Here is a 26,092-nt window from a genome sequence, read left to right on the forward strand (position 1 = left end):
GCGCCAATCACTCCTGACATTTCAGTTGAATCTCCTATTGGCCTCGACGGGTTTAGGTATAAAATAGCTCCATGGATGATATCCAGCCACTGTTCGGTGTGCTGCGCCAGTCGGTCCAACCGGACATCGTCGACAAGATCGAGCGGCTTGTACGTGAAGCTCCCGACCGGAAGCTTTGTCGCGTCAATGCGCTCGCCTTTGCCGCCAGTGAAAGACTCGATGAAGAGGAAACGATCAACGCCTTTCTGCATGCTGCCCACCTTGGCATCTTCGAGATGTCATGGAACGTTTTGTGTCCGGGCTGCGGCGGGGTGCTTGATGCGAATACCTCGCTGAAGACGGTCCAGAGCGAAGAATATACCTGCGCACTCTGTGCCGCAGGCTACGAGCCGACGCTGGATGAAATGGTTGAGGTAACATTCACAGTCAGCCCGCGCGTGCGCCATATCGAGGCACACGATCCACATCGGCTGCCCACGCTCGAATACTTCCGTCAGATCTATTGGGGCTCCGGTATTGAACTGCCCGAGGACGATTTCGAAGCCAAAGTGGACGGTTTCATGCTCGAAGAGCTTGAACTGCCACCGGGCGAAAAGGCAGTAATCTCCCTGCAATTGCCGGCGGACTTCGTCATCGTCTTCGAGCCGGTAACACACGCCGCCCAGTTTCTCGACGTCAAGGGTGAGCCGACGAAGGAGCGTCAGAGCCTCTCGCTCATCTTCGATCGCACGCATCGCCACCACGAAACGCTTACCCTCCGCCCTGGCCCGTTGCGCATTGCACTGGAAAATCACACCGACGTTCGCGTCCTGCCATCGGTTTGCATAGCCAACGAGGCGCTGCATAATTTGCTCGGCCGTCGCCGGCCATTCCTTACCGCAAAGCGGCTGCTCACCAACCAGACATTCCGCGATATTTACCGCACCGACACGATCGACGTGGATCAGAGGCTAAAAATCACCAGCCTCACCTTCCTCTTCACTGATCTGCGCGGCTCGACCGAACTCTACGATAGGGTCGGCGACCTTGCAGCGTTTGACCTCGTGCGCATGCATTTCGGCATTCTCAACGATATTGTGAGCTCTGAGGCGGGCGCAGTCGTCAAAACCATCGGAGACGCGGTGATGGCGACCTTCCCGACCCCCGACCGGGCCGTCCTTGCGGCCATGCGGATGCGCGAAGCGATGCTGAAGCTGAACGGCGAGCGCGGCAGCGAGGATCTCCTGTTGAAGATCGGGATCCACGAAGGACCGTGCATCGCCGTGAACCTCAACGAGCGGCAGGACTATTTCGGCCAGACGGTGAACATCGCCTCGCGCGTCCAGCATCTTGCGACGTCGCGGGAGATATTCGCCACCGGCTCCGTCCTTGACGATCCGCGCGCCTCCGACCTGCTTGTCCGGCACGGCCTGAAGCCGATGTCGCAGAGCGTGACGCTGCGCGGGATCACCGATGAGATCAGCGTTTATACGATTCCGTGAGCGGCGATCCGCGCGGCGTCTGCACAACTTCGTGAAAAATGTGGTCCCGATAATGATCGTGATTGGACTTCAAAGCGTGACAGAGTCAGGCTGGCTGGTGGGCTAAGACCGGGATTTTGGGCGGACCAACTATCGTTGATATAGGAGGCCAGAATGAAACATCTCGCTCTTGAACAATTGCAGGTCCTTGAAAAAACTGATCCCGACTACCCGCGCCAGATTCTGTCGCGCAATGAGCGTATCGAGCGCTGGGCTGAACTCCTGGAGCGCAACCCCGCACGGCGGCTTACGACACTATATCAGACCGAGTTCCAGTCGGCCGGGACCCGTGATGCGATGCGCGCTGATGGTTCTGCTCTGACGGTGGCGTTCGAGGATTCCTATCTGCGGGGATCAGGCCTCTCCGACGATAGCTATGGCGAAGCCAAACGCTTCTTCGAACTCAACGACCATCAACTCCACAGAATGGTCTGCTATTGTCATTTCGGCGCCAATGTAAGCGCTGGGACGACCGCCCGATACGTGCGCAGGTTCCTGCCCTCGCAAGGCAAGGGCATGATGGGCTGGCTCCGGCAACTGTTTGCAGTTTAGTTTATAGGGCAAGCGCGCAAACGCCATGTTGCGTCTTTGGGCGAACGCGTTGACGCGCCTCTATGCCGGCAGTAGGCGAAAGAAAAGCGCAGGATCAACATCCTGCGCTCCACTCCTAGAGTTCAAGTTCGCGGCGCAGCGCCTCCAGCCGTTCCATGGCTATCACACCGTCATGGATCGTCGGCGCCGGCGTTGATGCCCCGCCGAGCCCCGGCACGACGTCAGCAAGCAGAGAGTAGTAGCCTTTGGGGTCCTCATTGGCTGCTGCCGTGAAATTCGGCTTCCAGGTCAGGGTGTCGACATCGTCCGCAAGCGTGGCGTTGGGATCGTCCACCTTGAAGGGTGGATTACGGTTCCACCGTACTTCTATAACGTCGTCCACTTCGAGCCGCTGGTGATCGCTCATCAGTTCGATGCGCTCGACCGGCGTTCCGCGCGACTGGATCGTACCCATGGCAATATTGCCGATCGCGCCGCAGTCGAATTCGAAGCCGACGTGGAAGAGGACCCGGCCCGGCGTCTTTTCGACTTTCCGGGCGGATAGCGTGCGCACCGGCGAGACAAAGAACGATACAAGGTCCATGTAGTGCACGCAGTGATGCAGGAAGAAGCCGGTATAGTCGACATTGCCGGTAAAATAGCCGGGCGCCGTCATGTAATAGCCGGTGAGGCCGAGCACCGGGCCAAACCGACCCGACTTGATGATGTTGTGGGCGATCTTGTTGCCGACGGAATAGCGCTTCATGAAGCCGACGAACAATGGTTTGCCCGATCGCTCCGACGCCGCGCGCAATTCCCGCGCGCCTTCAGCCGTACCCGAAGGCGGCTTTTCCATGAAGACGGAAAGTCCACGCTCAAGTGCGAGCTTGCCAAAACGCAAATGCTGATCTGGTCCTACCGCCATGCCGATAGCGTCGATACCCGGCGTGCGGATAAGCTCCTCGGCATCGCTGGTCAATCGCGAAACGCCAAACTGTCGTCCGGCATCGGCAAGCCGCTTGCCGTCGATATCGCACAGCGCAACGATTTCAACATCGTGGCGCACGAGTTGGGGTAGAAGCATCTGGGTTGCGTGAATGCCGCAACCGATCCAGCCGATTTTCAAGGTCATCGCCGATATTCCGTCAAGGTGAGATGGGATTTGATAAAGGCAGCGCTGGCCGCGAGCCGTTCGCTTTCATCCTCGTGCGGCGCGCGCCATTGCGCGAACGGTACGCCGAAACGGTCGTCATTGCGCCGGAACGGTTCGAGCGATACCGGACCCTTGTAGGCGATCTCGTGCAACGCGCGACCGACAGCGACCCAATCGGTCGAACCTGTCCCCGGAAAGCCGCGGTGGTTTTCATTCGCCTGGAAATGAACGAGACGGTCACCGCCAAGCCGGATCGCCTCGGCAATCGATGCCTCTTCCATATGCATGTGGAACGTATCGAGCATCAGCTTGATCGCCGGATGATCAACCGCATCGAGAAGCTCGTTTGCCTGTTGTGTCGTACACAAAACGTCGCTCTCAAAGCGGTTGAGCGGCTCGACGGCAAGAACGACGCCCGCCTTGGCTGCGTGGTCGCCGGCTTCCTTGAGGCCGACTACGCAGCGCTCCTTGCGCTTCAAACGCTCGTCCTCGGAGACGGGCGCAGGCGGCCTGCCGGCGAAGACCAGGGGATTACCGGTCAACGGTCCGCCGACGATCGTCGCACCGAGCGCGTTTGCGCAATCGGCCGTATAGCGCAGATAATCGATGCCGGCACGATGCGCGTCCTTGTCGTCCGACGAAAGGTTGCGCTGGAGATTGACCCGCGCGGCAAGGACGACGCCAAGCCCTGCATCGTCCAGCGCACGCCGCGCGGTGGCAAGATCGATCTCGCCTGGTTCCGGCACCAGAAGCTCGACGAAATCATAGCCGAGTTCGCGCATCCGCGTGAAGAGGTGGAAGTGCTCGGCGGTAAACGGCCGCGCATACTGCATGGAGATCAATCCGATGGGATTCATCGCTGTTCCTTTTTTGATTGGCATGTTCATCCCTTCACTGCGCCTTGGGTCAGGCCACCGATAAGCCGGCGTTGGACGAGAAGGAAAAGTATGGTTGCGGGCAATGCGCCGACGACCCCGCCGGCGGCAAGTAGTCCCCACTCGATCTGGTATTCGCCGATCAGCGTCTGGATTGCCACCGTGACCGGGCGGACATTTCGGCCGCCGAGGGTCAAGGCATAAAGATATTCGTTCCAGGCGGTGATGAAGATATAGATGCCGGTCGAGATAATCCCGGGCATGGCGAGCGGCAGCACGACGCGGCGCAGGGCCTGAAGCCGTGAGCAGCCGTCTATCATCGCAGCCTCGTCGAGACTGCGCGGTATAGCGGCGATGTAGCTCGTAAGCATCCACACGGCAAAGGGGATCGCCACGGTGGAATTGGCGAGGATCAAGCCGATATGGGTATCGAGGATGCCGATCTTCCGGAACAGTACGAACAGCGGCAGGATCAAGAGGACGATCGGGAACATGTTGACGAGCAGGAACTGCAGCATGATGATCTTGCGCCCCGGGAACCGGAAGCGCGACAGGGCATAGGCTGCCGTAACCGATACGACCAGGCCAAGTATCACCGTTCCGCCTGCGATGATCAGGCTGTGCAGCATATTGCCTAGGAACGAGGTCTGTTCGAGCAAGCGTATATAATTGTCGAGACTCCAGCCTGCCGGCGACAGGGAAACGCCGGAAGCCGAAAGCTGCGCGGTCGGGGTCAGCGACGTCAGGATCATCCAGGCAAAGGGTCCGATGGCAAGGAGGATGATCAGGACGACCGGAATATCGGTTGTGAGGATCCGCTTGAGAGTGGATGGCTTGTTCATCGTTCCACCTCCCGCATCGTGCGGACGATATAGACGGCGACGATCGCGCCGAGCAGGATGGTGAAGGTCACCGCAATGGCAGTGCCGTAACCGAAATCGAGATTCTGGCGAGCTTTGATGAAGGCATAGAGCGGCAGCGTATGCGTCGCATAGCCCGGCCCTCCCCCAGTCATCACGAAGATGACATCCATGGAATTCGCGACCCAGATGATGCGCAGCAACCCGGCGGTCGCAAGGACGGGAGCGATACCCGGCAGCGTGATGTGGATGAACTGACGCCAGCTGCTCGCCCCATCGATGGAAGCGGCCTCATACTGGCTTTGCGGAATGCCCTGGAGCCCGGCGAGGATCATGACCGCGAAGAACGGGAAGCCTTGCCAGGTGAGCGTGGCTATCACGGCGTAGAGCGCGAGCTGCGGATCGGCAAGCCAAGGCACCGTCGAGTGAATGATCGACAGGTAAAGGAGTATGTCATTGAGAACCCCGGTCGTCGGATCGTAAATCCATCGCCACATCAGGGCGATCACGACGCTTGGCAGTGCCCAGGGGATGATGACCAGGGCGCGCGCGAGCCCGCGCCATGGAAAATCACGGTTGAGCAAGAGTGCCGCGATGAGGCCAAGGCCCATTTGCAGCGGCACCGTCAGGCCGATCCATATCGCTGTGTGACCAAGAGACGTCCAGAACACGGGATCACGCAGCAGCTTCACGTAGTTGCCGAATCCGACGAAGCGGGTGGCATTCGGCTTCCACAAGACGAGGTCATAGAAGCTGGTGACGAGCGCCTGCACCATTGGAAAGAACACGATGACGAGTGTCACCAGCACGGCTGGCGCCAGCAGGGCATAGGGCATAAGCCTGCTGCGCAGCGGACGGAGCTGTGCGGCCTCTGCTGGTGCAGATGATACAAGCGTTGACATGACTTTACTTTCCGGCGTTTGTCGATCGGCCTCTTGCGAACCTTTCCGCGCTATTGCGCGAAAAGGGTTTCAAGCTGCTCCATCATCTGCTGCGATGTGATCTGCCCCGTCAGCGCCTGCTGCATCGAGGTTTGCCAGGCGGTATTTACAAATTCAGCAGTGGCAGTGCTTTGCGGCAGGACATGCGCGAAGGGGAGCGACTGCACAGTGGCATCGACGAAGCGGCGTTCATGCAGCGTCCAATGTTCCGCACCGCTCTTCGTTACGGTCATCTGGCCGGTCGCCTTGTTGAAGGCCACGTTGTTCTCGCCTTCCGCAAGGAACGAGATCCACTTCCACGCGGCATCCTTGACTTGCGATCCGGAGAAGATGGCCAGCGATTCGTCGCCATAGGACGTCCACTGATTGCCGCCGCACTTCGGCACGGGGACAGCCGAGACCTTGTCACCCAGCGCCTTGACGAGATCGTTGGACGAGCCGATGTGGTGAATGGTCATTGCAGTCTTGCCGGCCTTGAAAGCCGCGACTATTTCCTGGAACCCGTCATTCGGCGCGGACGGCGGAATGACCTTGTCCTTCTGGAAGAGGTCGATGAGCCACTGGTTGGCCGCCACAGCTTCCGGTTTGGTCAAGCCGCCCGGTTTCAGTTCCGCACCCTGCGAGAACACGAACGTTCCCCACTGGTCCCAGCCGCCCTTGCCGCCGCGCAGGCCAAATCCATAGGTGTCGGGGGACTTTGTGAGCTTCTGTGCAGCCGTGCGGAATTCCTCGCATGTCGTCGGCGGGTTCAGGCCGGCTTCCTTGAAGAGGTCGGCGCGGTAGTAGAGGTAAAGCACCACATACTGGATGGGCAAGTAGTACTGCTGTCCATCGGGGCCCTTGTTGAGTTCAAGCAGATTGTCGAGAAGGTCAGCCTTTCCCGGCCAGGCGTTGATGCGTTCGCCAAGCGGTTCGAGCGCACCCATTTCAGCAAGCCGCGGCTGGGCGAAGAGCTTGACCATGCCGGCATCGGGAGCATTACCCCCGACGAGCGATGTATAGAGATTGTCGTAATAGCTGTTCCAGGGAACGTTTTCGGCCTCGATCTTGATATCGGGGTTTTTGGCCTCAAACTTCTGCACGAGATCCGACATCGGATTTTCCGGATTGTCGAAGTGATACCAGAAGCGCACGGTCTCGGCGGCGTTTGCGCTCCCCATGGCGAGACCTGCGACGAATGCGCAGCTGACGCTGAGTTTCTTGAAAATGCTCATTGTGTCCTCCACTGTTGTTCTTCGAAATTAACGACTGTTCCGGATCATCCGACGGGCGGCCTCACCGGCAGCCGCGAGCGCCTCCCGTGCCGCGGCCAATTCATTGGTGTTCTGCAAAAATCCATGCGTGACGCCCGGCACGATCGAAACGGGGCTATCCCGACCAGCTGACTTCAGCCTGTCGGCGAGAAGCAGGGTGTCGGAGAGCAGCGGATCGATGCCGGCGGCCAAAAGATAAAGCGGCGGCAGGGCCTTCAGCGTGCGGTCGCTGGCGTGAAGCGGCGATGCCATCGGACCGCGGCGCAAATCCTCATTACGGCAGTACCAGTTCCAATAGCGCTGCATCTTGCCGCGCGTCAGTCCCGGACCCTCGGCAAACTGCTGATAGGAAGGCGTGGTGAAATCCGCGGCGTAGGTTCCGTAGAAGAGCAGCGCGCCCGCCGGGACCGCATGACCTGCTTCAAGTTCGTGAATCATGGCGGCAAGCGCGAGATTGGCGCCAGCAGAATCTCCCGAAACGAGCAGCGGCCCTTCTTCGACGCCGACTGCTGCCGTTGCCGGAAATGCGGCGCGCAGGCAAGCGACAACATCATGCAATCCATTCGGATAGGGATGCTCAGGGGCAAGGCGATAGTCGGGTACGAGCACAGGCAACCCTGTTTCAATAGCAAGGACCCGCGCGCATCGCGCATGGGTTTGCGGACTGCAGAACGCGAAACCCCCGCCATGGACGAAGAGCACTGCGCCGGGGCCCGCACCTTCCGGTATAAAGACCTTCATCCTGCAATCTGCCGAGCCAAGGTCGGAATTGGCTTCGACCATGACTTCCGCTGCTTTGGCGACCGGCGGAAGGTTCACGTTATTACGTTCGTTGATGCGCTCGGATTGCGCCCGCCCCTCCGCAGGTGCAAGCAAGCTCGGATCAGGGAGTGGCCCAAGTTCCGCCTCGACGCGTGACATGATCATGCGCATCTCCGCCGAAAGTTCACTCGGAAATTCGTTTGAGGTGCTCATTGCTCGGCATCCGGGAACAGTGTGGGACCGAAATCGACGATGGTCGCGATGTGATGGTGCAGTGTCTGCGTTGCCGCCGCCATGTCCCCCTCGCCGATCGCTTCGATGATCACGCGGTGACGCAGGGCAGTCGCCATGAGGTCGCGCGTTCCTATGCTTCGCGAAATCTTGAAGCGGTGATTGTGGACGAGGCAGCGGTGCAAGATCGGATCGAGCGCAGGCAGGTCGGCGTCGCGGAAAATGCGACGATGGAAGTCGCGGTCTATTGCAGCGAGCTGCAATTCGTCGTCGGCCTTCGCCGCGTCAATCATATCTTCGGCCATGTCCTGCAGGTCGGGTATGAGGCTGCGGCTCTTGTGCCGCATCACCCGGGCCATGCCGTTGCACTCGATCTGCTGGCGGACGCGAAACATCTCCACGGCTTCATCCACGGTGCAGGCGGAGACCTGCGTGCCACGATGGCCCTGGCGCCGTACAAGTCCTTCTTCCTGCAGTTGCAGGAGCGCTTCCCGTACGGTTCCCTGGCTGCACTGGAACCGCGCCGCCAGATCGAGTTCCGTCAAGGGTTCGCCTGCCCTGAGCTCGCCAAGCATGATGTCCCGTTTCAGCGAGGCAAACGCAACCGATGCCTTTGCGGCTAAAGGGCTCTGCGGCGTGCGAGCCGGACGGCGGGACAGGGAGTCGGACACTGCAAGCCCTTTCTTGTTGTTGCAGACGACGCGAAATATCATTATTGATATTGATATCGATAATGAACGTCAATAGAGATAATGGAACGGAGGAATTTTCAAATGACAGCGATCAGCCTCGATAAGATCAAGAAGGTCTATGGCACCGTTCCAGTAATTCATGGCGTCGACATAACGATCGCGAGCGGCGAGTTTCTCGTGCTCGTCGGCCCCTCGGGCTGCGGCAAGTCCACGCTGCTGCGGATGATCGCCGGTCTCGAAGAGATCAGCGGCGGCGAACTGCGTATAGGTGACAAGGTGGTCAATGCGCTGCCGCCCTCAGACCGGGATATCGCCATGGTATTCCAGGATTATGCGCTCTATCCGCACATGAGCGTCGAGGAAAACATGGCATTCGGCCTGAAGATGCGCAGCGAAGGAGCAAGCGAGATCAATACGCGCGTGTCGAGCGCCGCGGATATTCTCAAGCTTCAGGACTACCTCGCCCGGCGCCCGGCACAGCTTTCCGGCGGCCAAAGGCAGCGCGTTGCCATGGGGCGGGCGATCGTGCGTCGCCCGAAGGCATTCCTGTTTGACGAGCCGCTGTCCAATCTCGATGCGGCGCTGCGCGTCGAGATGCGCCTTGAGATCGCGAAGTTGCATCGGCAGATGCAGGCGACGACTGTATACGTCACCCACGACCAGGTCGAGGCAATGACCCTGGCCGATCGCATCGTCGTCATGAATGCCGGTCATGTCGAACAGATCGGCAAGCCGCTCGATCTCTATCGGAAACCCGCCAGCCTTTTCGTCGCCCGCTTCATCGGCAGCCCGACAATGAATACACTGGCCGTCGATGCTTCAGAATCCACCGGCGAAGACCTGGTTGTTCAGCTGCCTGCCGGGCGCGCAGCAATTGCGGTTCAAGATCGATCCACCAGGAAGGCGAAAGCTGTTACCTTCGGTGTCCGCCCCGAAGACCTGACGGTGTGCGAGCCGGATGGCGCATGGTTTTCCGGCGAGTTGGTCGTGGTTGAACGACTTGGCAGCCAGACATTCGGCTATCTGGATGCCGGAGTTGGAAAACTGATCACCGTCGAGTTTCCGCGCGCAGCCGAGGTCAATGTCGGCGACCGGATTTCGGTGAAGGGCGAGAGCGCCAAAGCTCACCTGTTTGACAGTCAAAACGGACAACGCCTGAATTAAGCGCGTTATCTGCTGGCATTCACCTGTTGATATGGACGGCCAGCAAATGACCGCAAAAGGCTGCCGCGAGCGACAATAAAACCACGGCACCAAGATAGAGCGCGCCGGTAACGATGCTCGCATCGAGCATGAGCAGGTAAGAATCGAGGCTCATCGCCGAAAACGTCGTGAAGCCCCCGCAAACCCCGCCCATGACGAAAAGGCGCCCCATCGCACCAACGGGCCACCGTCCCTCGGGACCGGTCGACGTGGCGAATAGCATGATGATGAACGAGCCGACGACATTGACGAAGGGGGTGGTCCAAAGCACGCTTTGACCCAGTCCATCGACGATGACGACGCCCGCCAGAAAGCGCAGCAGCGAGCCAATCGCGGCACCACAGCCGACTGCGAGATACATCCGACCGACGTTTGCTTTTTCCGTCATCCGAGCAAACTGCCTGACCATTCGACAAGACGAAAACCGAGAGCCACGGCGAAGAGGCACAGGAGAGACGAGCCGACGACATTGAATGCTGCACGACGCATCTCACCGCTGGCGGCAAGGTAGAGGCTTTGCAGGCAGAATGACGACACGGTCGTATAGCCGCCCAGGAGGCCGACAACCACAAAGTCGCGAAACAATGGGTCCGCAAGAAAACCGCTGGAGTTGCGTCCAAGCGCGGCGACAATCCCGATTATGAGCGCCCCGCTGACATTCACGACAAACGTTCCCCAGGGGAAATATTCATCGAATCTTCTGCCGACGAGCGTCGAAAGATAGAGGCGCGCAATACCGCCGACAAACCCGCCGATGAGGACTAGGAGACAGGCTTCAGGACTCATCTGGGCGGGTTCCGCGGTCGAAAGCAATAATGACGTGATATTGGTTCCCTGCCGTTTCTGCAATGGCGCCAAATCGAGGCACCCGTCCTTATAAAACGCAGCGGGCACGACGAGCGATTAGCCCACCAAACGCATTCCAGATAAGAGATAGCTGGAACAAAGCTCTGCAACAGTGTCTTATAGGTGCGATTTGCCACCTTACTGGCGGCGTAGTCCCGATGCTGAACAGTTTGCATAGCGGCAATCCGTCAGTGGAGCGAAGGCACTTTCGGAGTCATTTAATGTCGACACATGCCAGGTCTATCGCAGCTGCTACGGCGAGTACCTGGTTCGGCTTTGCCGCTTTGTGCATCGGCATGTTCATGGCGATCCTAGACGTGCAGATCGTCTCCACCTCCTTGCCAAATATCCAGAACGCGCTCGACATCGATCCCGATCAGATGAGCTGGATACAGACCGCCTACCTCATCGCGGAGGTGGTCGCCATTCCATTGAACGGCTTTCTCACGCGAACGCTGACGATGCGCTGGCTTTTCGTATGCGGCATCATTCTTTTTACGCTGGCCTCCGTCGGATGCGCCTTGAGCGGCGATTTCTCGGAGTTGCTCGCTTGGCGGATCCTTCAGGGTCTTGCCGGCGGCGCGCTTATACCGCTCATATTTTCGGCGGTGTTCATCCTGTTTCCGGGAAACCTGCAGGGTATCGCCACAACAGCGGCAGGCGTCGTCGCAGTCATGGCTCCGACAGTCGGACCGATGGTGGGCGGCTGGATCACCGAGGCATATTCCTGGCATTGGCTGTTTCTAATCAACGTGATCCCGGGGATCGTCGCAGCGGGCCTCGCGGCTACTTTGCTGCCGCGCGAAACGACGAAATTTCAGGAGATTCGGACGCTGGACGTCATGTCCCTGTTGATGATGGCGATTGGCCTCGCCGCCATGGAGATTGGTCTCAAGGAAGCCCCTAAGCGCGGTTGGACCGATGGCATCGTACTCGGGCTTGCCGTTGTAAGTGCCGCAACACTTGCCGGGTTTGTCCGGCGCACCTGGCGCAACAAGGTGCCCTTGGTAAACCTGCGAAACTTCAAGGAACTGAATTTTACGATCGGCTGCGCGTTGAGCTTCATTCTGGGGTTTGGACTGTTCGGCTCGGTTTATCTGATGCCCTTGTTCCTGGCCTATGTGCGTGGCCACAGCGCTTTTACAATTGGAACCATGATGCTGGCGACGGGGGTCGCGCAAATCCTCGTCGCGCCGATAGCGGTTTTTCTGGAGCAGCGCATGGATGCGCGAGTCTTGACCGCCATTGGGTATGCTGTCTTTGCCATCGGTCTCGGATGCAGCGCCTTTCAGACGCCGGCAACCGACGGCGACGGCATGTTCTGGCCGCAAATAATACGCGGCGTTGCGATCATGTTCTGCATTTTGCCGCCGACGCGTCTCGCACTCGGCAACCTGCCGCATCACCGCATTCCGGATGCGAGCGGCCTTTTCAATCTGATGCGCAATCTCGGCGGTGCCCTGAGTCTGGCCCTGATTGATACGGTGATCTACTCGCGTGCCGCCACACACGGACTGGAGTTGGCCAACGGCCTTCTCATCGGCGATGCGAAGACCGCGGCGTTCGTCGGCATTCCGCTTGACCAACTGCGCGGGGACAGCATGGCAGGGGCTGGCGCCGAGTTGATGTTCAGTCCATTGGTGGCGAAGGCTGCGCTGGTGCAGTCTATCAACGACGCCTGGGCGATGATTGCGCTGATCACCCTCGTCTCCCTTATCGTCGTGCCCTTTGCCCGGCCGATAAAGCGCGATCCCCATGGGGTTGCGACCTGAAGTCAATTGCGGAACCAACCTTCTCGCGGATCGTTGCTCAATATTCCCGCGAGGAGGCGAACCCAATGGACGACAATACGATCACGGACGGCGAAGTGGCTGCGGATCAGAGCAAGACAAAGCCGAAGACCCGAAGCGCCGCCACTCGGAAGGACACAACCAAGAGCAAGGCTTCTCCACGCAAACAAACCGCCAAAAGTGCTGACTCCGGCTTGGCGGACTATGCTTCGTCCATGGCAACGACGGCTGCGCGGACGGTTCGCCGTCAGGCAGAGTCTGTGGCCGGTCCGGTGCGGCGCAACCCGGGACGAGCGGTGTCGGCAGTCGGCGCAATAGGCATTCTTGGATTTTTCCTCGGCGTGTTGGTCGGTCGCATGACAGCAGAAGATACGCGACGCCGCTGGTATTGAAATGCCGGAGCGCCAGCGTACGGACGGGCCAAGGAGGCAAGAATGAAATTCAATCGACGTGGCGTACTCGCACTGACAGCAGCTTCGGCTGCGACGACACTGTTTGCGCCTGCTGGACGCTCGTGGGCGGCTGCACCATTCAAACAGCCCGAATTGCCTTATGCCGAAGGCGGTCTGGCCCCGGCCATTTCGGCAAGGACGGTCGGGCTCCATTATGGCAAGCACCATGCCGGCTATTTCAAGAAGCTGAACACGCTGGTGGAAAAGACGCCTTATGCCGACCTTTCGCTGGAAGAGGTCGTCGTTCGTTCGAAGAAACAAGGTGACACCGACATCTTCAACAACGCGGCGCAGGCCTGGAACCACAACATCTATTGGCAACAATTCAAGGGCGGATCGGCCGCGCTAAAGGGTGCGCTACTCGATGCGGTAAAGACCAGCTTCGGCGGGCCGGACGAAATGCAAAAGAAAATGGTGGCCGAGGGCGACAAGGTCTTTGGAACCGGTTGGGTTTGGCTCGTCAAGGATGGCGACAAGCTGACAATCGTTGGGCTACAGGACGCTGGAACGCCACTCGCTGATGGCAAGAAAGCCCTCGTCGGGATCGATGTATGGGAACACGCCTACTATCTCGATTATGAAAATCGTCGCCCAGAGCATGTTGCTGCGGTTTTGAGCAAGCTCGTCAACTGGGACTATGTCAGCGAACAGTTTGCGGGATAAGCGTTCGAGCCGCTGTTCCGCGTTGTGATTGCGCGTCCAACTTTCGGCCATCATGATCTGCATCGGCTACAATGAAGCCGATGCAGCAGAAATCACGTGCGCTCCCCACCATACGAAGATCTGGTCAACCTCGCTGGTCTGGCCTAAGATCAACGTTTACGAGCACACGGTCTGAGGGGGTCTTTGCCCCCCAAAATGGGGTTAGTTCGCGTACCTGCGTCTCAATCGCCTTCGCTTAACCCATACTAACAAAATCATAGCGTTCGCATATTATCGGCGGACTGCCCTGCCGATCCTCATAAACGGGAGAGTGCGCCATGGCTGTTGCCATCAAAATTAATGGAAATACCCACAGCGTCGACGTCGACGACGACACGCCACTTCTGTGGGTCCTACGGGATGTGTTGGGTATGACCGGCACGAAATTCGGTTGCGGGATGGCGCTTTGCGGCGCCTGCACCGTTCAGATCGACGGTGTCGCCACACGCTCCTGCATTACGACAGTCGATAGCCTTGGCAACTCCGAGGTGACGACGATCGAAGGGATCGGCTCGACTCCAGCGGGCGCCAAAATACAGAAGGCGTGGCTCGAGCACGAGGTTCCCCAATGCGGCTACTGTCAATCCGGCCAGATCATGTCGGCATCGGCGTTGCTGGCTGCCAACCCGAACCCGACGGACGCCGATATCGATGATGCCATGAGCGGCAATATCTGCAGGTGCGGTACCTATGTTCGCATTCGCGCGGCCATAAAGCTTGCAGCACAATCGGCCGGAAATGGAGGTTGACGACCATGACCATCGATCACGCCTTGACCGAAAGGGGTTCACGCCAGTCTCTGTTGCCGGCAAATCTCTCCCGCCGCAGCTTTCTTAAGGCAAGCGCGGCCATCGGCGGTGGACTTGTCTTGAGCCTGCACCTGCCATCATCAAGAAACACAGCGAGGGCGAGCGAAGCCGCAGGCTTCGAGCCAAACGCCACCATTCGCATTGATGGCAATGGTGAGATTTTTCTGACGATGCCCTATGTCGAAATGGGACAGGGCACCTATACGGCGATCCCCATGCTCATAGCCGAAGAACTTGAAGTGAACCTGGACAAGGTTCATCTCGAACATGCGCCTCCGAATGAACAGCTTTATGCAAATCCGCTGCTCGGAGTGCAGGCCACCGGTAATTCGAACGCCATGCGGGGCGCATGGAAACCAATGCGGGAGGCGGGTGCAACCGCGCGCATGATGTTGGTTGCAGCGGCCGCCAAGCAGTGGAATGTCGATCCGGGTACTTGCCGCGCGCAGGGCGGTGAGGTGATACACGATGAGACCGGCAAGCGATTGACATATGGAGCGCTGGCGGGCACGGCTGCGAACATGCCGGTGCCGAAAGATGTCGCGCTGAAATCGCCCGATCGTTTCACGTTAATAGGCAAGCCAATCAAGCGGCTCGATACGCCGACAAAGGTCAACGGCACTGCAATTTATGGCATCGATGTCCGGCCGCCCGGGGTAAAGATCGCAACGCTTGCACAGTCTCCGGTCTTTGGCGGCAAGGTGAAGAGCCTTAATGACGCGGCCGCTCTGGCCGTTAAGGGCGTGCGCCAGGTTGTAAGGCTTGACGATGCTGTCGCGGTCGTGGCCGATCATATGGGCGCTGCCAAGAAGGGCATGGAAGCGCTGCAGGTCGAATGGGATGACGGCCCGCACGCTTCGCTTGCCACCGAGGATATTGCCCGCGAGCTCGACAAGGCAACAATGGGCCCAGGTGCCGTTGCGCAGAATATCGGCGACGTGGACAAGGCCATGGGCAGCGCGGTCACGAAGGTCGAGGCAACGTATCAGTTGCCGTTCCTCGCACACGCGCCGATGGAGCCGATGAACTGTACCGTGCATTTCCGCAAGGACGAATGCGAGATCTGGATCGGCAATCAAGCGATCGCGCGGGTTCAGGCGATGGCGGCGCAGGCGGCGGGTCTGCCGCAGGAGAAGGTCATTGTGCACAACCACCTAATCGGTGGCGGCTTTGGCAGGCGCCTTGAGGCGGATGGCGCGGTCCGCGCCGTGGAGATCGCCAAGCAAGTCGATGGCCCGGTAAAAGTGGTATGGACGCGCGAGGAAGATATCCAGCACGACCTATACCGGCCCTACTGGTTCGATCGCCTTTCAGCTGGCCTCGACGACAAGGGCAGGCCAATTGCCTGGAAAAACCGGTTTGCCGGGTCGTCCGTCATCGCGCGGTGGCTGCCCCCAGGCTTTAAGGATGGGCTCGATCCGGACTCAACCGAAGGAGCTATCGATCTCGTCTACGATTTGCCGAACTTCCACGTCGAATATGTGCGGGCAGAGCCTCCGGCTATTCCGACTGGTTTCTGGCGTAGTGTCGGCCCCTCGCATAATGTGTTCGTAACCGAAAGCTTCGTCGATGAACTGGCAGCAGCGGCAAAGCAGGACCCCGTTGCTTACAGGCGGGCGCTTCTCGACAAGTCGCCCCGCGCCAAGGCTGTTCTCGACCTTGCGGCAGAAAAAGCCGGATGGGGAAGCACGCTCCCCGAGGGAAGCGGACGCGGGGTTTCGCTGCAGTTTGTCTTCGGCAGCTACATGGCACAGGTTGCCGAGGTCGAAGTGGCGAAAGACGGCACTGTCCAGCTTCGACGCGTCGTCTGCGCGATGGATTGCGGCACCCCCGTCAACCCGAATACGATCGAGGCTCAAATCCAGAGCGGCATCATCTTCGGAGCAACGGCAGCACTCTATGGGGAAATTACGCTCAAGAACGGGCATGTCGAGCAGACCAATTTCGACTCCTACCAGATGCTGCGCATCAACGAAGCACCGGCCATCGAGGTTCACATTGTGGCGAGCACGGAACCACCCGGAGGGATGGGCGAGACCGGTACATCGGCAATCGTCCCAGCGATAGCCAATGCAATCTATGCAGCAACCGGGACGCGTCTGCGCAAGATGCCGGCAAATCCTGGTCTTCTGAAACGGGCGTAAGTTGAACGTCGCTAGCTTACCAACACGGGGAGGGAACTATGACAAATACGGGCGTGGACATGAAGTTGGAGATCGTCGTCATCCCTGTTTCGGACGTCGACAGGGCGAAGGAATTCTATTCAAGTCTCGGCTGGCGGCTCGACGCCGACTACCCTGCCGACGACTTTCGCGTCATTCAGTTCACGCCGCCGGGTTCAGGTTGCTCGGTCATTTTCGGCAAGAACGTCACTGCTGCGGCTCCAGGTTCAGTCAAGGGGCTCTATCTCATTGTTTCCGACATCGAGGCAGCGCGCACCGAGTTGATCGGCCACGGAGTCAAGGTCAGCGAAACATTCCACCATGCCGGCGACACCTATACCGGATCCGACGAACCCTACCTGTTTGGCAGTGTCCGGGTAAGCGGCCTTGATCCCGAACGGCGGACCTACCGTTCGTTCGCCTCATTCAGCGATCCTGACGGTAACGGCTGGCTATTGCAGGAAATCACGGCACGGCTGCCGGGACGCGTCGACGCCGACAACACCTTGTTCAATTCCTCGTCCGAGCTTGCTGCCGCCTTGCGCCGGGCTGCCACCGCGCATGGCGAACATGAGAAACGCGAGGGCGGCAAGCACGACGAGAACTGGCCGGATTGGTACGCCGAATACATCGTGCGCGAGCAGGCCGGGAAGGAACTGCCGCTTTAGCGAACCCGGCGCGAAAGCCCTACCCGCTCGGACGGTGCGCAATCATACGCCGCTTCAAATGGACGCCTGACGCGTTTTGCGCCTGGCGAAGCCGCGTTGCGGCCGGAAAGCATTTCTTACATAGTGGCTTGCGTGCGTAAGTGGCCTCCCATGAACGCCACCATAAGGAGATGGGGAAATATGGGCGATCACACCGATACGAGTCACGTGGAGATGGTGGTCCTCATGACACCGGACATGGCTAATTTCAGCGGCAAGGTCCACGGCGGGGCGCTTCTCAATCTTCTTGACCGCGTCGCCTTCTCCTGTGCCTCGCGCTTTTCCAAGCAATATGCGGTGACTCTGTCGGTAGACCAGGTGGTGTTTCGCCAACCCATCCTTGTCGGTGAACTCGTAACGTTCCGCGCCTCGATCAATTACGCGGGACGAACGTCAATGGAAGTGGGCATTCGGGTGGAAGCGGAAGACATCCGTAGCGGCGTCCGCCGGCACACCAATTCATGCTACTTCACCATGGTGGCCGTGGATGAAGAAGGAAAGCCGACCGCCATTCCAGCGTATGATCCACAATCTGAGATTGCAAAGCGACGATTGCGGGCAGCGGAAACGCGGCGGAGCCTGCGCCGCGAGTTCGAGACGCGGTTCAAGGAGGCGGCTTCTTCCGAAAGCGCTGGCGAGGGCTAGCGCCGCCAACCGGCCTGCCGCAGTGTCCTCTGCGGAGCCCCCTACTTCCAAAGTAGTATGATTTCTCTCGAAGTGCATATTTTTCAAGCAATTGCTACGCCTAATTCATCAGCTGGCAAGCACTAACCATGAGCGTTTCTAGCGCCCGCAGTTCATGTAGGATGATCTTGGGCCAATATCGGTAGAAACCGCACCAATAACAAAATGGAGGGGCATGATGTCATCAGGTAAAAGACAAAATTCACCGCACAACCGAGCGCGAAGACATTTCCTTGGCGTGGCGGGTGCAATCACAGCGACAGTCGTTGCTTCTTCAGCGGCGGACGCGATGGGTCACAAGACCTGGAGAAGAGGAGGCAACAAGGGCTCCGGATCGGGTTCAGGCTCCGGTTCCAGCGGCCAGAACTGCTTCCTGCGCGGCACTTCGATCATGACGCCGACAGGCGAGGCGGTGATCGAGGAACTCAAGGTGGGTGATCTGGTGGTCACAATGCGGGGCCATGCAGTGCCCATCAAATGGGTCGGGCATCAACGCTACAAGAACGGCGGAAAATCTTGGCACGAAAGCGTCGTTCCCATCAAGGTTTCGCGTCATGCGCTCGACGATCGTACGCCGCACAAAGACCTGTACCTCTCTCCCAACCATGCGCTCTATATTGATGGCGTCCTTATCCGCGTGAAGGACCTCGTAAACGGGGCTACTATTGCTCCTGCTACTCCCAACCGCGGCGAGGTGCTCGACTACTACCATATCGTACTGGATACCCATGAAGTGATCCAGGCGGAAGGGTTGGCTGCCGAGACGCTTCTCGTCAGGGAAAGCAATTATGAGCACTTCACCAATTTCGCGGATTACAAGCGCCTATATGCCAACGAAGCGCCTGTGGCCATGACACCATTTGCACCGATCGTCGGTTACGAGGGTGGCCGCGAACACCTCAAGGCCCTGCTTCGCATCTGGGCTTCGCCGTTCGTCAAGGTAAGCGATCCGATCGAAAAGGCCTATCAGAGGATTGCAGCGCGGGCCGAGCAGCTCGTCAGCTGATCCTGACCGCTGAGGGGCGGCGTCTGACCGCCCCCTAGCCTTTGCCAGCGCCCATATTTGCCAATGCGACGGCCGGCCGTCTCGCTAACAACAGGATCTGTTCAGGAGCCGGTATCGAACTATCCGGCCCGCAGACGGGCTCAGTCGCATCTCCTTGTCGAAGCAAGGCCGGCGCTGCAGTCCTTGGCAGGCGCTTTCTTCGTCGTGGTGTTCTGCGACACCCCAAAGGTCCCGCTGAGCTGATCCCCGTAATTGTCTCGCGTTGCTTGGTCGACAACCGCGACCGGGGCAGCCAATATCAATCCGGCAGCGCCGCCTGCGGCGGCTGCCGTTCCCGTCGTCGCGGCGAGAATCTGATCGCCGAGACCTGTCTTGCTGTCGGTCAGCGTCTGGCCCTCGGAAATGCGCTGGCCGATGAGCTGCACAATCTCCGGTGATTCAGCAAACTTCGAGTGGTGGAGATCGTCGCCGGCCTTGATCTTGGTGAGATCGATGACGGCGATCTTGTTGTTCTCGAGTTCCGCCTTGTAAGGCGCCTGCTCGGGATCGATCGACCCCAGCCGCGGAATGTCCCCCCAGATACGCCGCGATAGCGCCAGGGCGCGATCATCGCGCGACACAAACAGTGTGAAGCGGGGATGCTGGCTTCCCATGTCGGCAATCTGCGACCGGAAAACGTCGACATCGACATCGGGTGCCGCCAGCATCACATTGGTGAATTTCGCAGGCAGCTTGCCGTTACGGATCGCCATCTGGCGGAGAGACTCGAGTGCGAGCCAGTTTCCCATCGAATGCGCCAGCACGGAGACTTCCTTGATCTCTGGATCCCGCGCCAGATACTGGAACAGGTTTTCGAGGGCATTGCGCGTGTAATTGGTGCTTTCACGATCGTAGCCATAGGCAAGAAGGCTTCCGCGCGACGGCCATGTCACAAGTATCGGCGCACTATGAACGCCCGAATCCTTTACGATCTGCGCAAAGCGGAAAACGGAACTTTCGAACCTGTTATTAAATCCATGGACAAACACGAGAACGCTGCGATCAGGGGATTTTCGGACACCCGTACGGAGCCATTGCTTGGCTTCATCCAGGGTCAAATCATCTGTCTTCAGCGTCGCAAAATCTGTTGCCGGGTTGGGAGGAAGTCGCTTCGGCCAAGCCACTTCACCCTCCTTGCGCACCGTCTTTGGCGGGATCGAAACGGTGATGTCAGCAAATGCCGGCGCGAGCCCCCGCTCGCCGCTGAACATTTCGCCGGGATTGGTGGAGCGCTTGCGGGTCGTCGTGACGAGCATATCGACCTGGCTTGCCGCCGGCGCCGTCTCGGCAACCGGCGCCAGCACGTTTTTCGGATGGCTCGCACAACCTGAAGCGAGAATGGCCAACAATAGAATGAACGCCCCATATCGACGTTCAGAACGCATGACTTTTTTACACAACTGCATCAGATGGCACCGCTCCCCCTCATGGCCTTAACAATAGTACACGCCGACGGCACAGCGGCGAACTGTTCGCCGGGCAACTCCTGCTACGCTCACAGGCGTGAGCGGACGTCCGATCCTGGCGTCGGCGGGCGTAACGAAACCGGATATGCCCGGGACCGACAATTCGAAACCGGCTTCCAACACGAACAGTCCGACGATCGCCGTCAATACGACTATCCTTAACTTCCTTGAGGTTTTCATTTGCTGCCTCCTACGGCGAAGTGTTGTGGAAGTTCGTCGATATCGCCCAATTTCTTGAGATCGACCTGCTTGGCATCCGTGGCGTTCTTGAATCCGAAGTCAGCTGCCGAGACGTCTGTCCCCGACTTCCAGTCGCTGATCTGAATGCTGTATTGCGGCCCCTGGTCTACCTTTTTCGCCGTGATGACATATCTGCAGGGATAAGGATGGTCGCCCTGGGCAATCCAGATCTGCCAGTCAACCTCCTTGGCCCGGAACGCAAGATGATCGCATTCGGTCCCGCCGATTACGCCGCTGCCGAGGTCCTTCACATTCGTGACATCCCGCATCAGTTCATCGTAGACGTTGGGTAGGAGCAGGTCGGCGCCGGGAACAGGCCGATGCAGTTTATCCCTGAGTTCGTCGATGAGATGATCGATGCTGCCGGGCGAATCCACTTGCGTATAAACATTGGCGTCCTTGCCAAACAGGGTCACCGTCTTGCCATCGAAGGTCATTTCCACATTGGCGAATCCGCCATGCCGTGTCGCACGGATCTTGTCGGGACGGTCGAGTTCGATCGTTCCGGAACTTGCCAGCAGGAGTTTCTGATGTTCCTTGGTGACAACCTCGAGATTGGTGTCGTAATTGAACGAGATTTGCTTTTGCGCCGTGACATAGTCGGACATTGCCTTGAGCAATTTCTTGGCGTCCGCCTCGTCGGCACTTGCCGCGGATGATGTTGCCGCTACTGCATAGAGCGCCACCGCCGCTACCGACAGGGTTGTCGCAGCGAACCGCTTAACGTTTCGAGCCATCTTCTGCATTGAAGCATCCCTCCCTGTTTCGCCCGCTTGAGCAGGCGGGAACAACACTATGCGCTGCGATGCCATTAAGCTTGTAGTATCGGGTATGTTACCCCCCGCGCCACGCCACTACCGAGATGGAGCAGACGCAGCCGCCGGCACCGCGCCCGCCGCTGCTTCTGCGCCGGGCGGCAGCAGCAGGCCGGCCTTGCGAATGCCTGCGATCATGCGGGCCTGGTCATTCGGTTGAATATTGCGGAGCTTGAGTTCGGTTACGAGGTTTGGAATGAACCCCGGGCGCATGGCGACGAACGTGTCGCCTTCTCGTTTTGCCTCGTCCATCATCCCTTTTTCTGCGTAGATGACGGCAGCGACCAGATGAAAGAGGGGAAATTTCTCGAGGTTCGCCTGACGGATTTCGATAAGCGCCGTATCGTAATCTTCGAGCATATAGGCAGCGAGGGCGCGATTGCCGTGGTAGTAGCCGGCACCGCCTGGATTGAATGCGAGTGCCTGGTCCAGGACCTGTGCGCCTTGCTTCCATTCACCGCCCATGGCGAGGCGAACCCCGTATTCACCCATGAGTTCGGTATCGTTGGGATTGATGGCAAGCGCCTCTTCGCCCACGCGCATCGATTCCGCCAGTTGCTGATTGAAGAACAGAGCGGTCATCAGCGCCTGGAGGGCGCGGCTGTTGTCAGGCTCGAGTTCGACGGCGCGCCGGGCGGCCTGTAACGCACGTTGGAGTGCGGGTTGCGAATTCGACCGAGGATTGTAGCCGAACCTATCCTCGTCCAGATAGACGATCGACAGCATTGCCCAGGCTGTTGCGTAGGTCGAATAACGCGCAACAGCTGTTTCCAGGCACGCGCGGACATTGGCGTGGCGTTCAACGCTGAGCTCGGCGCGGTAGGCGTAGAAGCGAAGGGTGCACCCGTACGCGTCAAGATCATCTGGCGGCGGATTCGCCGTATTGACTTGCGTGATTATGCCGTATGGCTGGGCTATGGCTTTCGCGACCTTGTTTGCGACATCGGTCTGGATGGCAAAAAGGCCACGCGAGCGAAGATCATCCTCATAAGTGTCTGACCAAAGAATAGCATTTGTCGCTGTATCGATAAGCCGGGAAGTCACTCGCACGCGATCATCGGATATACGCACGCCCCCGGTCAGCAGGTATCGCGCCCCGAGCTTGCCGCGTATATGCGACGCGTCCACGCCGGTGGGCAACGCCTCCGATGTTTCCCGTCCGAACACTTTGAGTTCCTTGAAGCGGGGCAGCGCCGTCAACAGCTCTTCCGTCAGACCCAGCGCGTAAAGATTGGCCTGTGAGCTCTCGCCGAGATTGGCAAAGGGCGCGACGACGAGCGACGGTTCATTAGGAACTGACGTGAATGAGGCGCCTGAATCGAACACCGTGCGGGCAAACGTCCAGTAACCGAGTAGTGCAATTGCAATTGCAGCCGTGAGCATCCAGGCAGCCAGCCTATTGGGGCGGGCGAAGAGGGATTTCGGGGGAGCCACGACGGGAGCAACGGCAGGCTCTGCCACCGTCCCGGCTTCGTTCCAGGAGAAATACGGGACGTATTTGCCCTTTGGTATATCGATCCTTACCGGATCATCCTTGCCGGCGATCAGATAATAACGCTCAAGCGTACGGCGCAAACGGCCCGCCTCGATCCGTACAACCGGATCGTCCTGGTTAAAGCCCTCGTCGCGATTGAAAACCTCAATGGCGATGGAATAGCCCTTGATGCGCTCGGCACGCCCTGCAAGCGTCTCTTCAACGACGTAGCGAAGAAAGGCATGCGCATGTCCTGCATTGGGGAATTCAGGACTGGCAACCATGCGATCCAACTGGGCACGGATATCCTCCGGAGCGGGCGGCACGCGTTGTGCGCCGGCTGCCTGTTCAGTCCGGGCCTCCATTTGCTCCTGCATTCTTTCATCCCCCGATGAACAGAAACCGCCCGCATCTTCTAGTTGTATGCTACGGTAACCTACTCCCCAAATGCCTCCCCGTCCACGATAGTAAGTTCGAAACTCCTTTTGCTCCGGAAAGGGAGCTCTTTGACATGGATAGAGGGGTAGTGGCTGCGAAAAGGCGATTTCCTTTCCGAGGTCAAGCGATCGAGGAACGTGCTGCCCGCGATGACGAGTTCCGCGAATTGTGTGCCGATTTCGCGGACGCGGAGGTGGAACTGTACCGTTGGGAGCAATCGACGGAGCCAAAGCGCAATGAGCGTTATGCCGAGTATCTGCAACTCGTAGACGATCTTGCAGGCGAGATCGGCGCGGCGCTCGATCGTGCTGCCATCATCCCGTTTCACAGACGTGGGCCCCGAACCTGACAGCCTCGCGCTCAGTTGGCGTTCTTGCCCGCCGGCGATGGCACCCCGACCCGAATGAGGCGGGAAAAATCCTGCGACAAGCCGGCGGCATTTGCCCGCTCGTCGATATGAGCGCGGGCGCGCAAATCTGCGAGCGAATAGCTTTTGTCGAGCGCCCCGTGGTCGTATGCATATTCAGGCAAATAGCCATTGACGATCAGCCGCCAGTCGAAAGGGACGACGTCGCCGACGGCACGCATCATCTTGACGACCGTCGTCGTACAGTTCGTCGTGATCGAATTATAGAATTCCGGTGACGTCGACAGGGCGTTGGCATCGGCAACGTATTCGAGAAGCAGCGCTCTTGCGGCCTCCCGTCCCGCCCTCAGGCGATAAATCTGCACATCCTCGCCGCGAAAATTCGACCTGACGCCAATCACGTCACGCTCATCGGCCGCGATGATGACGAGAGGATCACTCTTGAATAGATCAGCTATCGGCGAGAACGCGCCGCCCACACGCCGCTTTACCTCAATCGACCATGCAACATACTGATCTTGCTCGAAACCAAAACTCATGATGACATGCGCAATATTGGGATTGCCCCAATAGGACATGAAAAGATCAGCGGTTTGGAGTTTGCTGAGGTCGTAGCTGCGGGTAGACCAGCGTTCGACGAAATCCGTCTTGCCGCGCCATTCGAATTCGCGAACATTTGTCAACGTCAGCACGTTGCCATCCACCGTGCCGGTTACCTGCCGGGACACTTCAGGTGCCCAATCTGCCTGGGCCGGCGGTCGGATCGTGCTCCACCAAAGTAATAGGGCCACGAATGCGATCAGACAGGCGGCAAGGCCGCGAAACATCCTGCGCGTGAACAGGGCAATGATAGCCACGATGCCGAGAATGACGAAGACGCACCCCGCAAGCGCGCGTAGATATTCGGGCCCCGGCAGGCGGTACCAAAGCGCGAGCGCCGCCCATGCCGTCGCCAGCACAATGACCAGCGACAGGATGGTTGCGATCAGAATGCGCGCTACAAGCCGCAACAAGCCCCCTTCGCTGGCACTATTTCACCATGCCAAGGTTGATCAGCTGAACCCGGCGGTTTGACGCCGCCTTCGGATTGGCGGCATCGACCGGCATTTCCTGGCCCACGCCCACAGCATAAAGTCGATCGGGCGAAACGGCAAAAGTTGTGGTCAATGCCTCCCGGATCGCGTCTGCCCGTTCCTGGCTGAGCTTTAGGTTATGCCTGGCATCGCCTGTCGAACTTGTGTGCCCGACGACGAGGAACGTGTAGAACATGAGGTTCGGATGATGCAGCGCATCGGCGATAAGTCCTACCGTCCGGTAGGACTGCGGCTCTATCGCGACGGAATCGTTCTCGAAGTCGATCTCGACAAGCAATTGCGCGAGATGAGTGAGTTGGCTCCAGTTCGGCTGGTTCGCCACCCCCTTGCCGACATTGGCGTTCGCTTCTTCCATAAGCAGTGCGATATCGATCGCCGGTGCCTCGGACGATACCTGGCTCAAGCTGGTAACGAGCTGGCGGTCGGTAAGCTGCTGCGCCGCGACAGGACCGGCAGCGAGCAAGAGGCCAAGCGCCAGGCCGGCGCGCAGTCGATGAACAAGCATTCTTTGTCTCCCTAAGCCGCGCATGGTTCAACGCCATCCCGCATCGGTAATCGCCTGGTTGCACTTTCCGTTGTCGATCCGCTTCGTCTTCAAGAGACAGGCGAGAATATTGCCTTCGCCCTTTACGCCCTTGCAGAACTCGGCCGCGTCATGTTCGCAGAGCTTGAAAAAGCCAGTCTGCGCGGCTTGCCGCTGACTGATCGAGGCCGTGACCGAAGTCAGCGTGGAGGTGCAGGTTGGAGAAACCTTCGCCTCGTTTTTCTGCAGGCAGTCCTGAATGCGGTTGTTGCCAAGGTTGAGACCGCTGCAAAGCTTCTTGATATCCTTGCCGCAGTCCTTGGCAAGCGCACTGACCGCATCAGCGTAGCTGATCGTATCCGCCGAGCTGATCCCGGCCATGAAAAGCGTCACGATTGCCACCGCTCCGCTCATGAGGCGTAGTCTCTTCATCACAAATTACCCCTCGTCCCGATTG

28 protein-coding genes are annotated in these 26,092 nt (G+C 58.9%); 12 read left to right on the forward strand and 16 right to left on the reverse strand.

Annotated features, from left to right (window positions below; translation table 11 throughout):
* The first annotated feature begins 71 nt into the window (after window positions 1-71).
* Together AC1DNI_RS14020 and AC1DNI_RS14025 are read left to right on the forward strand one after the other, a co-directional pair.
* Entirely contained in the window at window positions 72-1,481 is a 1,410-nt protein-coding gene (locus AC1DNI_RS14020; RefSeq protein ID WP_477692279.1) for a DUF5939 domain-containing protein, read from the forward strand.
* 153 nt (window positions 1,482-1,634) lie between these two features.
* Window positions 1,635-2,072 carry a hypothetical protein gene (locus AC1DNI_RS14025; protein ID WP_153669737.1) on the forward strand — a complete coding sequence of 146 codons (438 nt, stop codon included), beginning with the start codon at window positions 1,635-1,637 and terminating at the stop codon, window positions 2,070-2,072.
* A gap of 115 nt (window positions 2,073-2,187) precedes the next feature.
* Here AC1DNI_RS14025 and AC1DNI_RS14030 read toward each other — a convergent pair whose 3' ends face one another.
* The 7 genes from AC1DNI_RS14030 to AC1DNI_RS14060 are packed head-to-tail and all read right to left on the reverse strand — an operon-like array spanning window position 2,188 to window position 8,839.
* Complete coding sequence (locus AC1DNI_RS14030; RefSeq protein ID WP_091923188.1) at window positions 2,188-3,183, reverse strand: Gfo/Idh/MocA family protein; 996 nt, start codon at window positions 3,181-3,183, stop codon at window positions 2,188-2,190.
* The gene (locus AC1DNI_RS14035) at window positions 3,180-4,061 is read right to left on the reverse strand and encodes a sugar phosphate isomerase/epimerase family protein (protein WP_477692433.1); all 882 of its coding nucleotides are present in this window, start codon (window positions 4,059-4,061) and stop codon (window positions 3,180-3,182) included. The genes AC1DNI_RS14030 and AC1DNI_RS14035 overlap by 4 nt, the downstream gene beginning before the upstream one ends.
* A 26-nt stretch (window positions 4,062-4,087) precedes the next feature.
* Complete coding sequence (locus tag AC1DNI_RS14040) at window positions 4,088-4,921, reverse strand: carbohydrate ABC transporter permease (protein WP_027232089.1); 834 nt, start codon at window positions 4,919-4,921, stop codon at window positions 4,088-4,090.
* Entirely contained in the window at window positions 4,918-5,841 is a 924-nt protein-coding gene (locus AC1DNI_RS14045; protein WP_091923190.1) for a carbohydrate ABC transporter permease, read from the reverse strand. The genes AC1DNI_RS14040 and AC1DNI_RS14045 overlap by 4 nt, the downstream gene beginning before the upstream one ends.
* A 50-nt stretch (window positions 5,842-5,891) precedes the next feature.
* Window positions 5,892-7,094: an ABC transporter substrate-binding protein gene (locus AC1DNI_RS14050; protein WP_091923192.1), complete on the reverse strand. Its 1,203-nt coding sequence runs from the start codon at window positions 7,092-7,094 to the stop codon at window positions 5,892-5,894.
* A gap of 27 nt (window positions 7,095-7,121) precedes the next feature.
* Entirely contained in the window at window positions 7,122-8,108 is a 987-nt protein-coding gene (locus tag AC1DNI_RS14055; RefSeq protein WP_477692280.1) for an alpha/beta hydrolase, read from the reverse strand.
* Entirely contained in the window at window positions 8,105-8,839 is a 735-nt protein-coding gene (locus tag AC1DNI_RS14060) for a GntR family transcriptional regulator (protein WP_091923195.1), read from the reverse strand. Before AC1DNI_RS14060 ends, AC1DNI_RS14055 begins: the two co-directional genes overlap by 4 nt.
* Before the next feature lie 60 nt (window positions 8,840-8,899).
* Between AC1DNI_RS14060 and AC1DNI_RS14065 the strand changes: the two genes are divergently transcribed.
* A complete protein-coding gene (locus AC1DNI_RS14065; protein ID WP_477692281.1) occupies window positions 8,900-9,982 on the forward strand; it encodes an ABC transporter ATP-binding protein in 1,083 nt (360 codons plus the stop codon).
* Window positions 9,983-10,001: 19 nt separating this feature from the next.
* Here the strand turns inward: AC1DNI_RS14065 and crcB (AC1DNI_RS14070) are convergent, their stop codons facing one another.
* On the reverse strand, window positions 10,002-10,409 hold the full coding sequence (gene crcB / locus AC1DNI_RS14070; protein WP_477692282.1) for a fluoride efflux transporter CrcB: 408 nt from the start codon (window positions 10,407-10,409) through the stop codon (window positions 10,002-10,004).
* Window positions 10,406-10,807 carry a fluoride efflux transporter CrcB gene (gene crcB, locus AC1DNI_RS14075; protein ID WP_477692283.1) on the reverse strand — a complete coding sequence of 134 codons (402 nt, stop codon included), beginning with the start codon at window positions 10,805-10,807 and terminating at the stop codon, window positions 10,406-10,408. Before crcB (AC1DNI_RS14075) ends, crcB (AC1DNI_RS14070) begins: the two co-directional genes overlap by 4 nt.
* Window positions 10,808-11,088: 281 nt before the next feature.
* Here crcB (AC1DNI_RS14075) and AC1DNI_RS14080 point away from each other — a divergent pair, with 281 nt between their 5' ends.
* The 8 genes from AC1DNI_RS14080 to AC1DNI_RS14115 all read left to right on the forward strand — a co-directional run bounded on the left by AC1DNI_RS14080 (window position 11,089) and on the right by AC1DNI_RS14115 (window position 19,179).
* On the forward strand, window positions 11,089-12,639 hold the full coding sequence (locus AC1DNI_RS14080; protein WP_477692284.1) for a DHA2 family efflux MFS transporter permease subunit: 1,551 nt from the start codon (window positions 11,089-11,091) through the stop codon (window positions 12,637-12,639).
* A gap of 65 nt (window positions 12,640-12,704) precedes the next feature.
* Window positions 12,705-13,049, forward strand: a complete 345-nt coding sequence (locus tag AC1DNI_RS14085) for a hypothetical protein (protein ID WP_153669745.1) — start codon at window positions 12,705-12,707, stop codon at window positions 13,047-13,049.
* 42 nt (window positions 13,050-13,091) lie between these two features.
* A complete protein-coding gene (locus AC1DNI_RS14090) occupies window positions 13,092-13,772 on the forward strand; it encodes a superoxide dismutase (protein WP_477692285.1) in 681 nt (226 codons plus the stop codon).
* Window positions 13,773-14,089: 317 nt separating this feature from the next.
* Window positions 14,090-14,560 (forward strand): (2Fe-2S)-binding protein, encoded by a 471-nt coding sequence (locus tag AC1DNI_RS14095; protein ID WP_477692286.1) that lies wholly within the window; start codon window positions 14,090-14,092, stop codon window positions 14,558-14,560.
* A gap of 5 nt (window positions 14,561-14,565) precedes the next feature.
* Complete coding sequence (locus tag AC1DNI_RS14100; protein ID WP_477692287.1) at window positions 14,566-16,764, forward strand: xanthine dehydrogenase family protein molybdopterin-binding subunit; 2,199 nt, start codon at window positions 14,566-14,568, stop codon at window positions 16,762-16,764.
* A gap of 38 nt (window positions 16,765-16,802) precedes the next feature.
* On the forward strand, window positions 16,803-17,450 hold the full coding sequence (locus AC1DNI_RS14105; protein ID WP_477692288.1) for a VOC family protein: 648 nt from the start codon (window positions 16,803-16,805) through the stop codon (window positions 17,448-17,450).
* A 180-nt stretch (window positions 17,451-17,630) separates the two neighbouring features.
* Complete coding sequence (locus AC1DNI_RS14110) at window positions 17,631-18,134, forward strand: acyl-CoA thioesterase (RefSeq protein WP_027232102.1); 504 nt, start codon at window positions 17,631-17,633, stop codon at window positions 18,132-18,134.
* Between the two features lie 217 nt (window positions 18,135-18,351).
* Window positions 18,352-19,179 (forward strand): Hint domain-containing protein, encoded by an 828-nt coding sequence (locus AC1DNI_RS14115; RefSeq protein ID WP_477692289.1) that lies wholly within the window; start codon window positions 18,352-18,354, stop codon window positions 19,177-19,179.
* A 140-nt stretch (window positions 19,180-19,319) separates the two neighbouring features.
* Here AC1DNI_RS14115 and AC1DNI_RS14120 read toward each other — a convergent pair whose 3' ends face one another.
* The 4 genes from AC1DNI_RS14120 to AC1DNI_RS14135 all read right to left on the reverse strand — a co-directional run bounded on the left by AC1DNI_RS14120 (window position 19,320) and on the right by AC1DNI_RS14135 (window position 23,590).
* On the reverse strand, window positions 19,320-20,603 hold the full coding sequence (locus AC1DNI_RS14120; RefSeq protein WP_477692290.1) for an alpha/beta hydrolase: 1,284 nt from the start codon (window positions 20,601-20,603) through the stop codon (window positions 19,320-19,322).
* 48 nt (window positions 20,604-20,651) lie between these two features.
* Window positions 20,652-20,864, reverse strand: a complete 213-nt coding sequence (locus tag AC1DNI_RS14125; RefSeq protein WP_036814631.1) for a hypothetical protein — start codon at window positions 20,862-20,864, stop codon at window positions 20,652-20,654.
* Entirely contained in the window at window positions 20,861-21,661 is an 801-nt protein-coding gene (locus tag AC1DNI_RS14130; RefSeq protein ID WP_477692434.1) for a DUF2092 domain-containing protein, read from the reverse strand. The genes AC1DNI_RS14125 and AC1DNI_RS14130 overlap by 4 nt, the downstream gene beginning before the upstream one ends.
* A gap of 117 nt (window positions 21,662-21,778) precedes the next feature.
* The gene (locus AC1DNI_RS14135; RefSeq protein ID WP_477692291.1) at window positions 21,779-23,590 is read right to left on the reverse strand and encodes an adenylate cyclase; all 1,812 of its coding nucleotides are present in this window, start codon (window positions 23,588-23,590) and stop codon (window positions 21,779-21,781) included.
* A 134-nt stretch (window positions 23,591-23,724) separates the two neighbouring features.
* On the opposite strand from AC1DNI_RS14135, the gene AC1DNI_RS14140 reads away from it, so the two are divergent.
* Complete coding sequence (locus AC1DNI_RS14140; protein ID WP_153669755.1) at window positions 23,725-24,000, forward strand: hypothetical protein; 276 nt, start codon at window positions 23,725-23,727, stop codon at window positions 23,998-24,000.
* An 11-nt stretch (window positions 24,001-24,011) separates the two neighbouring features.
* Here the strand turns inward: AC1DNI_RS14140 and AC1DNI_RS14145 are convergent, their stop codons facing one another.
* The 3 genes from AC1DNI_RS14145 to AC1DNI_RS14155 are packed head-to-tail and all read right to left on the reverse strand — an operon-like array spanning window position 24,012 to window position 26,049.
* On the reverse strand, window positions 24,012-25,031 hold the full coding sequence (locus AC1DNI_RS14145) for an Lnb N-terminal periplasmic domain-containing protein (RefSeq protein WP_477692292.1): 1,020 nt from the start codon (window positions 25,029-25,031) through the stop codon (window positions 24,012-24,014).
* A 16-nt stretch (window positions 25,032-25,047) separates the two neighbouring features.
* Entirely contained in the window at window positions 25,048-25,617 is a 570-nt protein-coding gene (locus AC1DNI_RS14150; protein ID WP_477692293.1) for an OmpA family protein, read from the reverse strand.
* Window positions 25,618-25,644: 27 nt separating this feature from the next.
* The gene (locus AC1DNI_RS14155) at window positions 25,645-26,049 is read right to left on the reverse strand and encodes a hypothetical protein (RefSeq protein WP_228020112.1); all 405 of its coding nucleotides are present in this window, start codon (window positions 26,047-26,049) and stop codon (window positions 25,645-25,647) included.
* Window positions 26,050-26,092: the final 43 nt, after the last annotated feature.

Source organism: Phyllobacterium sp. 01N428, from assembly GCF_056399405.1.

Excerpts from the sequence above, each read along its gene's own strand:
- AC1DNI_RS14080 (WP_477692284.1), top strand. The coding sequence starts at position 11,089 with ATGTCGACACATGCCAGGTCTATCGCAGCTGCTACGGCGAGTACCTGG.
- AC1DNI_RS14155 (WP_228020112.1), bottom strand. The coding sequence starts at position 26,049 with ATGAGCGGAGCGGTGGCAATCGTGACGCTTTTCATGGCCGGGATCAGC.
- AC1DNI_RS14150 (WP_477692293.1), bottom strand. The coding sequence starts at position 25,617 with ATGCTTGTTCATCGACTGCGCGCCGGCCTGGCGCTTGGCCTCTTGCTC.
- AC1DNI_RS14135 (WP_477692291.1), bottom strand. The coding sequence starts at position 23,590 with ATGCAGGAGCAAATGGAGGCCCGGACTGAACAGGCAGCCGGCGCACAA.
- AC1DNI_RS14040 (WP_027232089.1), bottom strand. The coding sequence starts at position 4,921 with ATGAACAAGCCATCCACTCTCAAGCGGATCCTCACAACCGATATTCCG.
- AC1DNI_RS14140 (WP_153669755.1), top strand. The coding sequence starts at position 23,725 with ATGGATAGAGGGGTAGTGGCTGCGAAAAGGCGATTTCCTTTCCGAGGT.
- AC1DNI_RS14025 (WP_153669737.1), top strand. The coding sequence starts at position 1,635 with ATGAAACATCTCGCTCTTGAACAATTGCAGGTCCTTGAAAAAACTGAT.
- AC1DNI_RS14130 (WP_477692434.1), bottom strand. The coding sequence starts at position 21,661 with ATGGCTCGAAACGTTAAGCGGTTCGCTGCGACAACCCTGTCGGTAGCG.
- AC1DNI_RS14120 (WP_477692290.1), bottom strand. The coding sequence starts at position 20,603 with ATGCGTTCTGAACGTCGATATGGGGCGTTCATTCTATTGTTGGCCATT.
- AC1DNI_RS14055 (WP_477692280.1), bottom strand. The coding sequence starts at position 8,108 with ATGAGCACCTCAAACGAATTTCCGAGTGAACTTTCGGCGGAGATGCGC.
- crcB (WP_477692282.1), bottom strand. The coding sequence starts at position 10,409 with ATGACGGAAAAAGCAAACGTCGGTCGGATGTATCTCGCAGTCGGCTGT.
- AC1DNI_RS14125 (WP_036814631.1), bottom strand. The coding sequence starts at position 20,864 with ATGAAAACCTCAAGGAAGTTAAGGATAGTCGTATTGACGGCGATCGTC.
- AC1DNI_RS14030 (WP_091923188.1), bottom strand. The coding sequence starts at position 3,183 with ATGACCTTGAAAATCGGCTGGATCGGTTGCGGCATTCACGCAACCCAG.
- AC1DNI_RS14115 (WP_477692289.1), top strand. The coding sequence starts at position 18,352 with ATGTCATCAGGTAAAAGACAAAATTCACCGCACAACCGAGCGCGAAGA.
- AC1DNI_RS14090 (WP_477692285.1), top strand. The coding sequence starts at position 13,092 with ATGAAATTCAATCGACGTGGCGTACTCGCACTGACAGCAGCTTCGGCT.
- crcB (WP_477692283.1), bottom strand. The coding sequence starts at position 10,807 with ATGAGTCCTGAAGCCTGTCTCCTAGTCCTCATCGGCGGGTTTGTCGGC.
- AC1DNI_RS14100 (WP_477692287.1), top strand. The coding sequence starts at position 14,566 with ATGACCATCGATCACGCCTTGACCGAAAGGGGTTCACGCCAGTCTCTG.
- AC1DNI_RS14035 (WP_477692433.1), bottom strand. The coding sequence starts at position 4,061 with ATGAATCCCATCGGATTGATCTCCATGCAGTATGCGCGGCCGTTTACC.
- AC1DNI_RS14095 (WP_477692286.1), top strand. The coding sequence starts at position 14,090 with ATGGCTGTTGCCATCAAAATTAATGGAAATACCCACAGCGTCGACGTC.
- AC1DNI_RS14105 (WP_477692288.1), top strand. The coding sequence starts at position 16,803 with ATGACAAATACGGGCGTGGACATGAAGTTGGAGATCGTCGTCATCCCT.
- AC1DNI_RS14065 (WP_477692281.1), top strand. The coding sequence starts at position 8,900 with ATGACAGCGATCAGCCTCGATAAGATCAAGAAGGTCTATGGCACCGTT.
- AC1DNI_RS14085 (WP_153669745.1), top strand. The coding sequence starts at position 12,705 with ATGGACGACAATACGATCACGGACGGCGAAGTGGCTGCGGATCAGAGC.
- AC1DNI_RS14060 (WP_091923195.1), bottom strand. The coding sequence starts at position 8,839 with ATGATATTTCGCGTCGTCTGCAACAACAAGAAAGGGCTTGCAGTGTCC.
- AC1DNI_RS14045 (WP_091923190.1), bottom strand. The coding sequence starts at position 5,841 with ATGTCAACGCTTGTATCATCTGCACCAGCAGAGGCCGCACAGCTCCGT.
- AC1DNI_RS14020 (WP_477692279.1), top strand. The coding sequence starts at position 72 with ATGGATGATATCCAGCCACTGTTCGGTGTGCTGCGCCAGTCGGTCCAA.
- AC1DNI_RS14050 (WP_091923192.1), bottom strand. The coding sequence starts at position 7,094 with ATGAGCATTTTCAAGAAACTCAGCGTCAGCTGCGCATTCGTCGCAGGT.
- AC1DNI_RS14110 (WP_027232102.1), top strand. The coding sequence starts at position 17,631 with ATGGGCGATCACACCGATACGAGTCACGTGGAGATGGTGGTCCTCATG.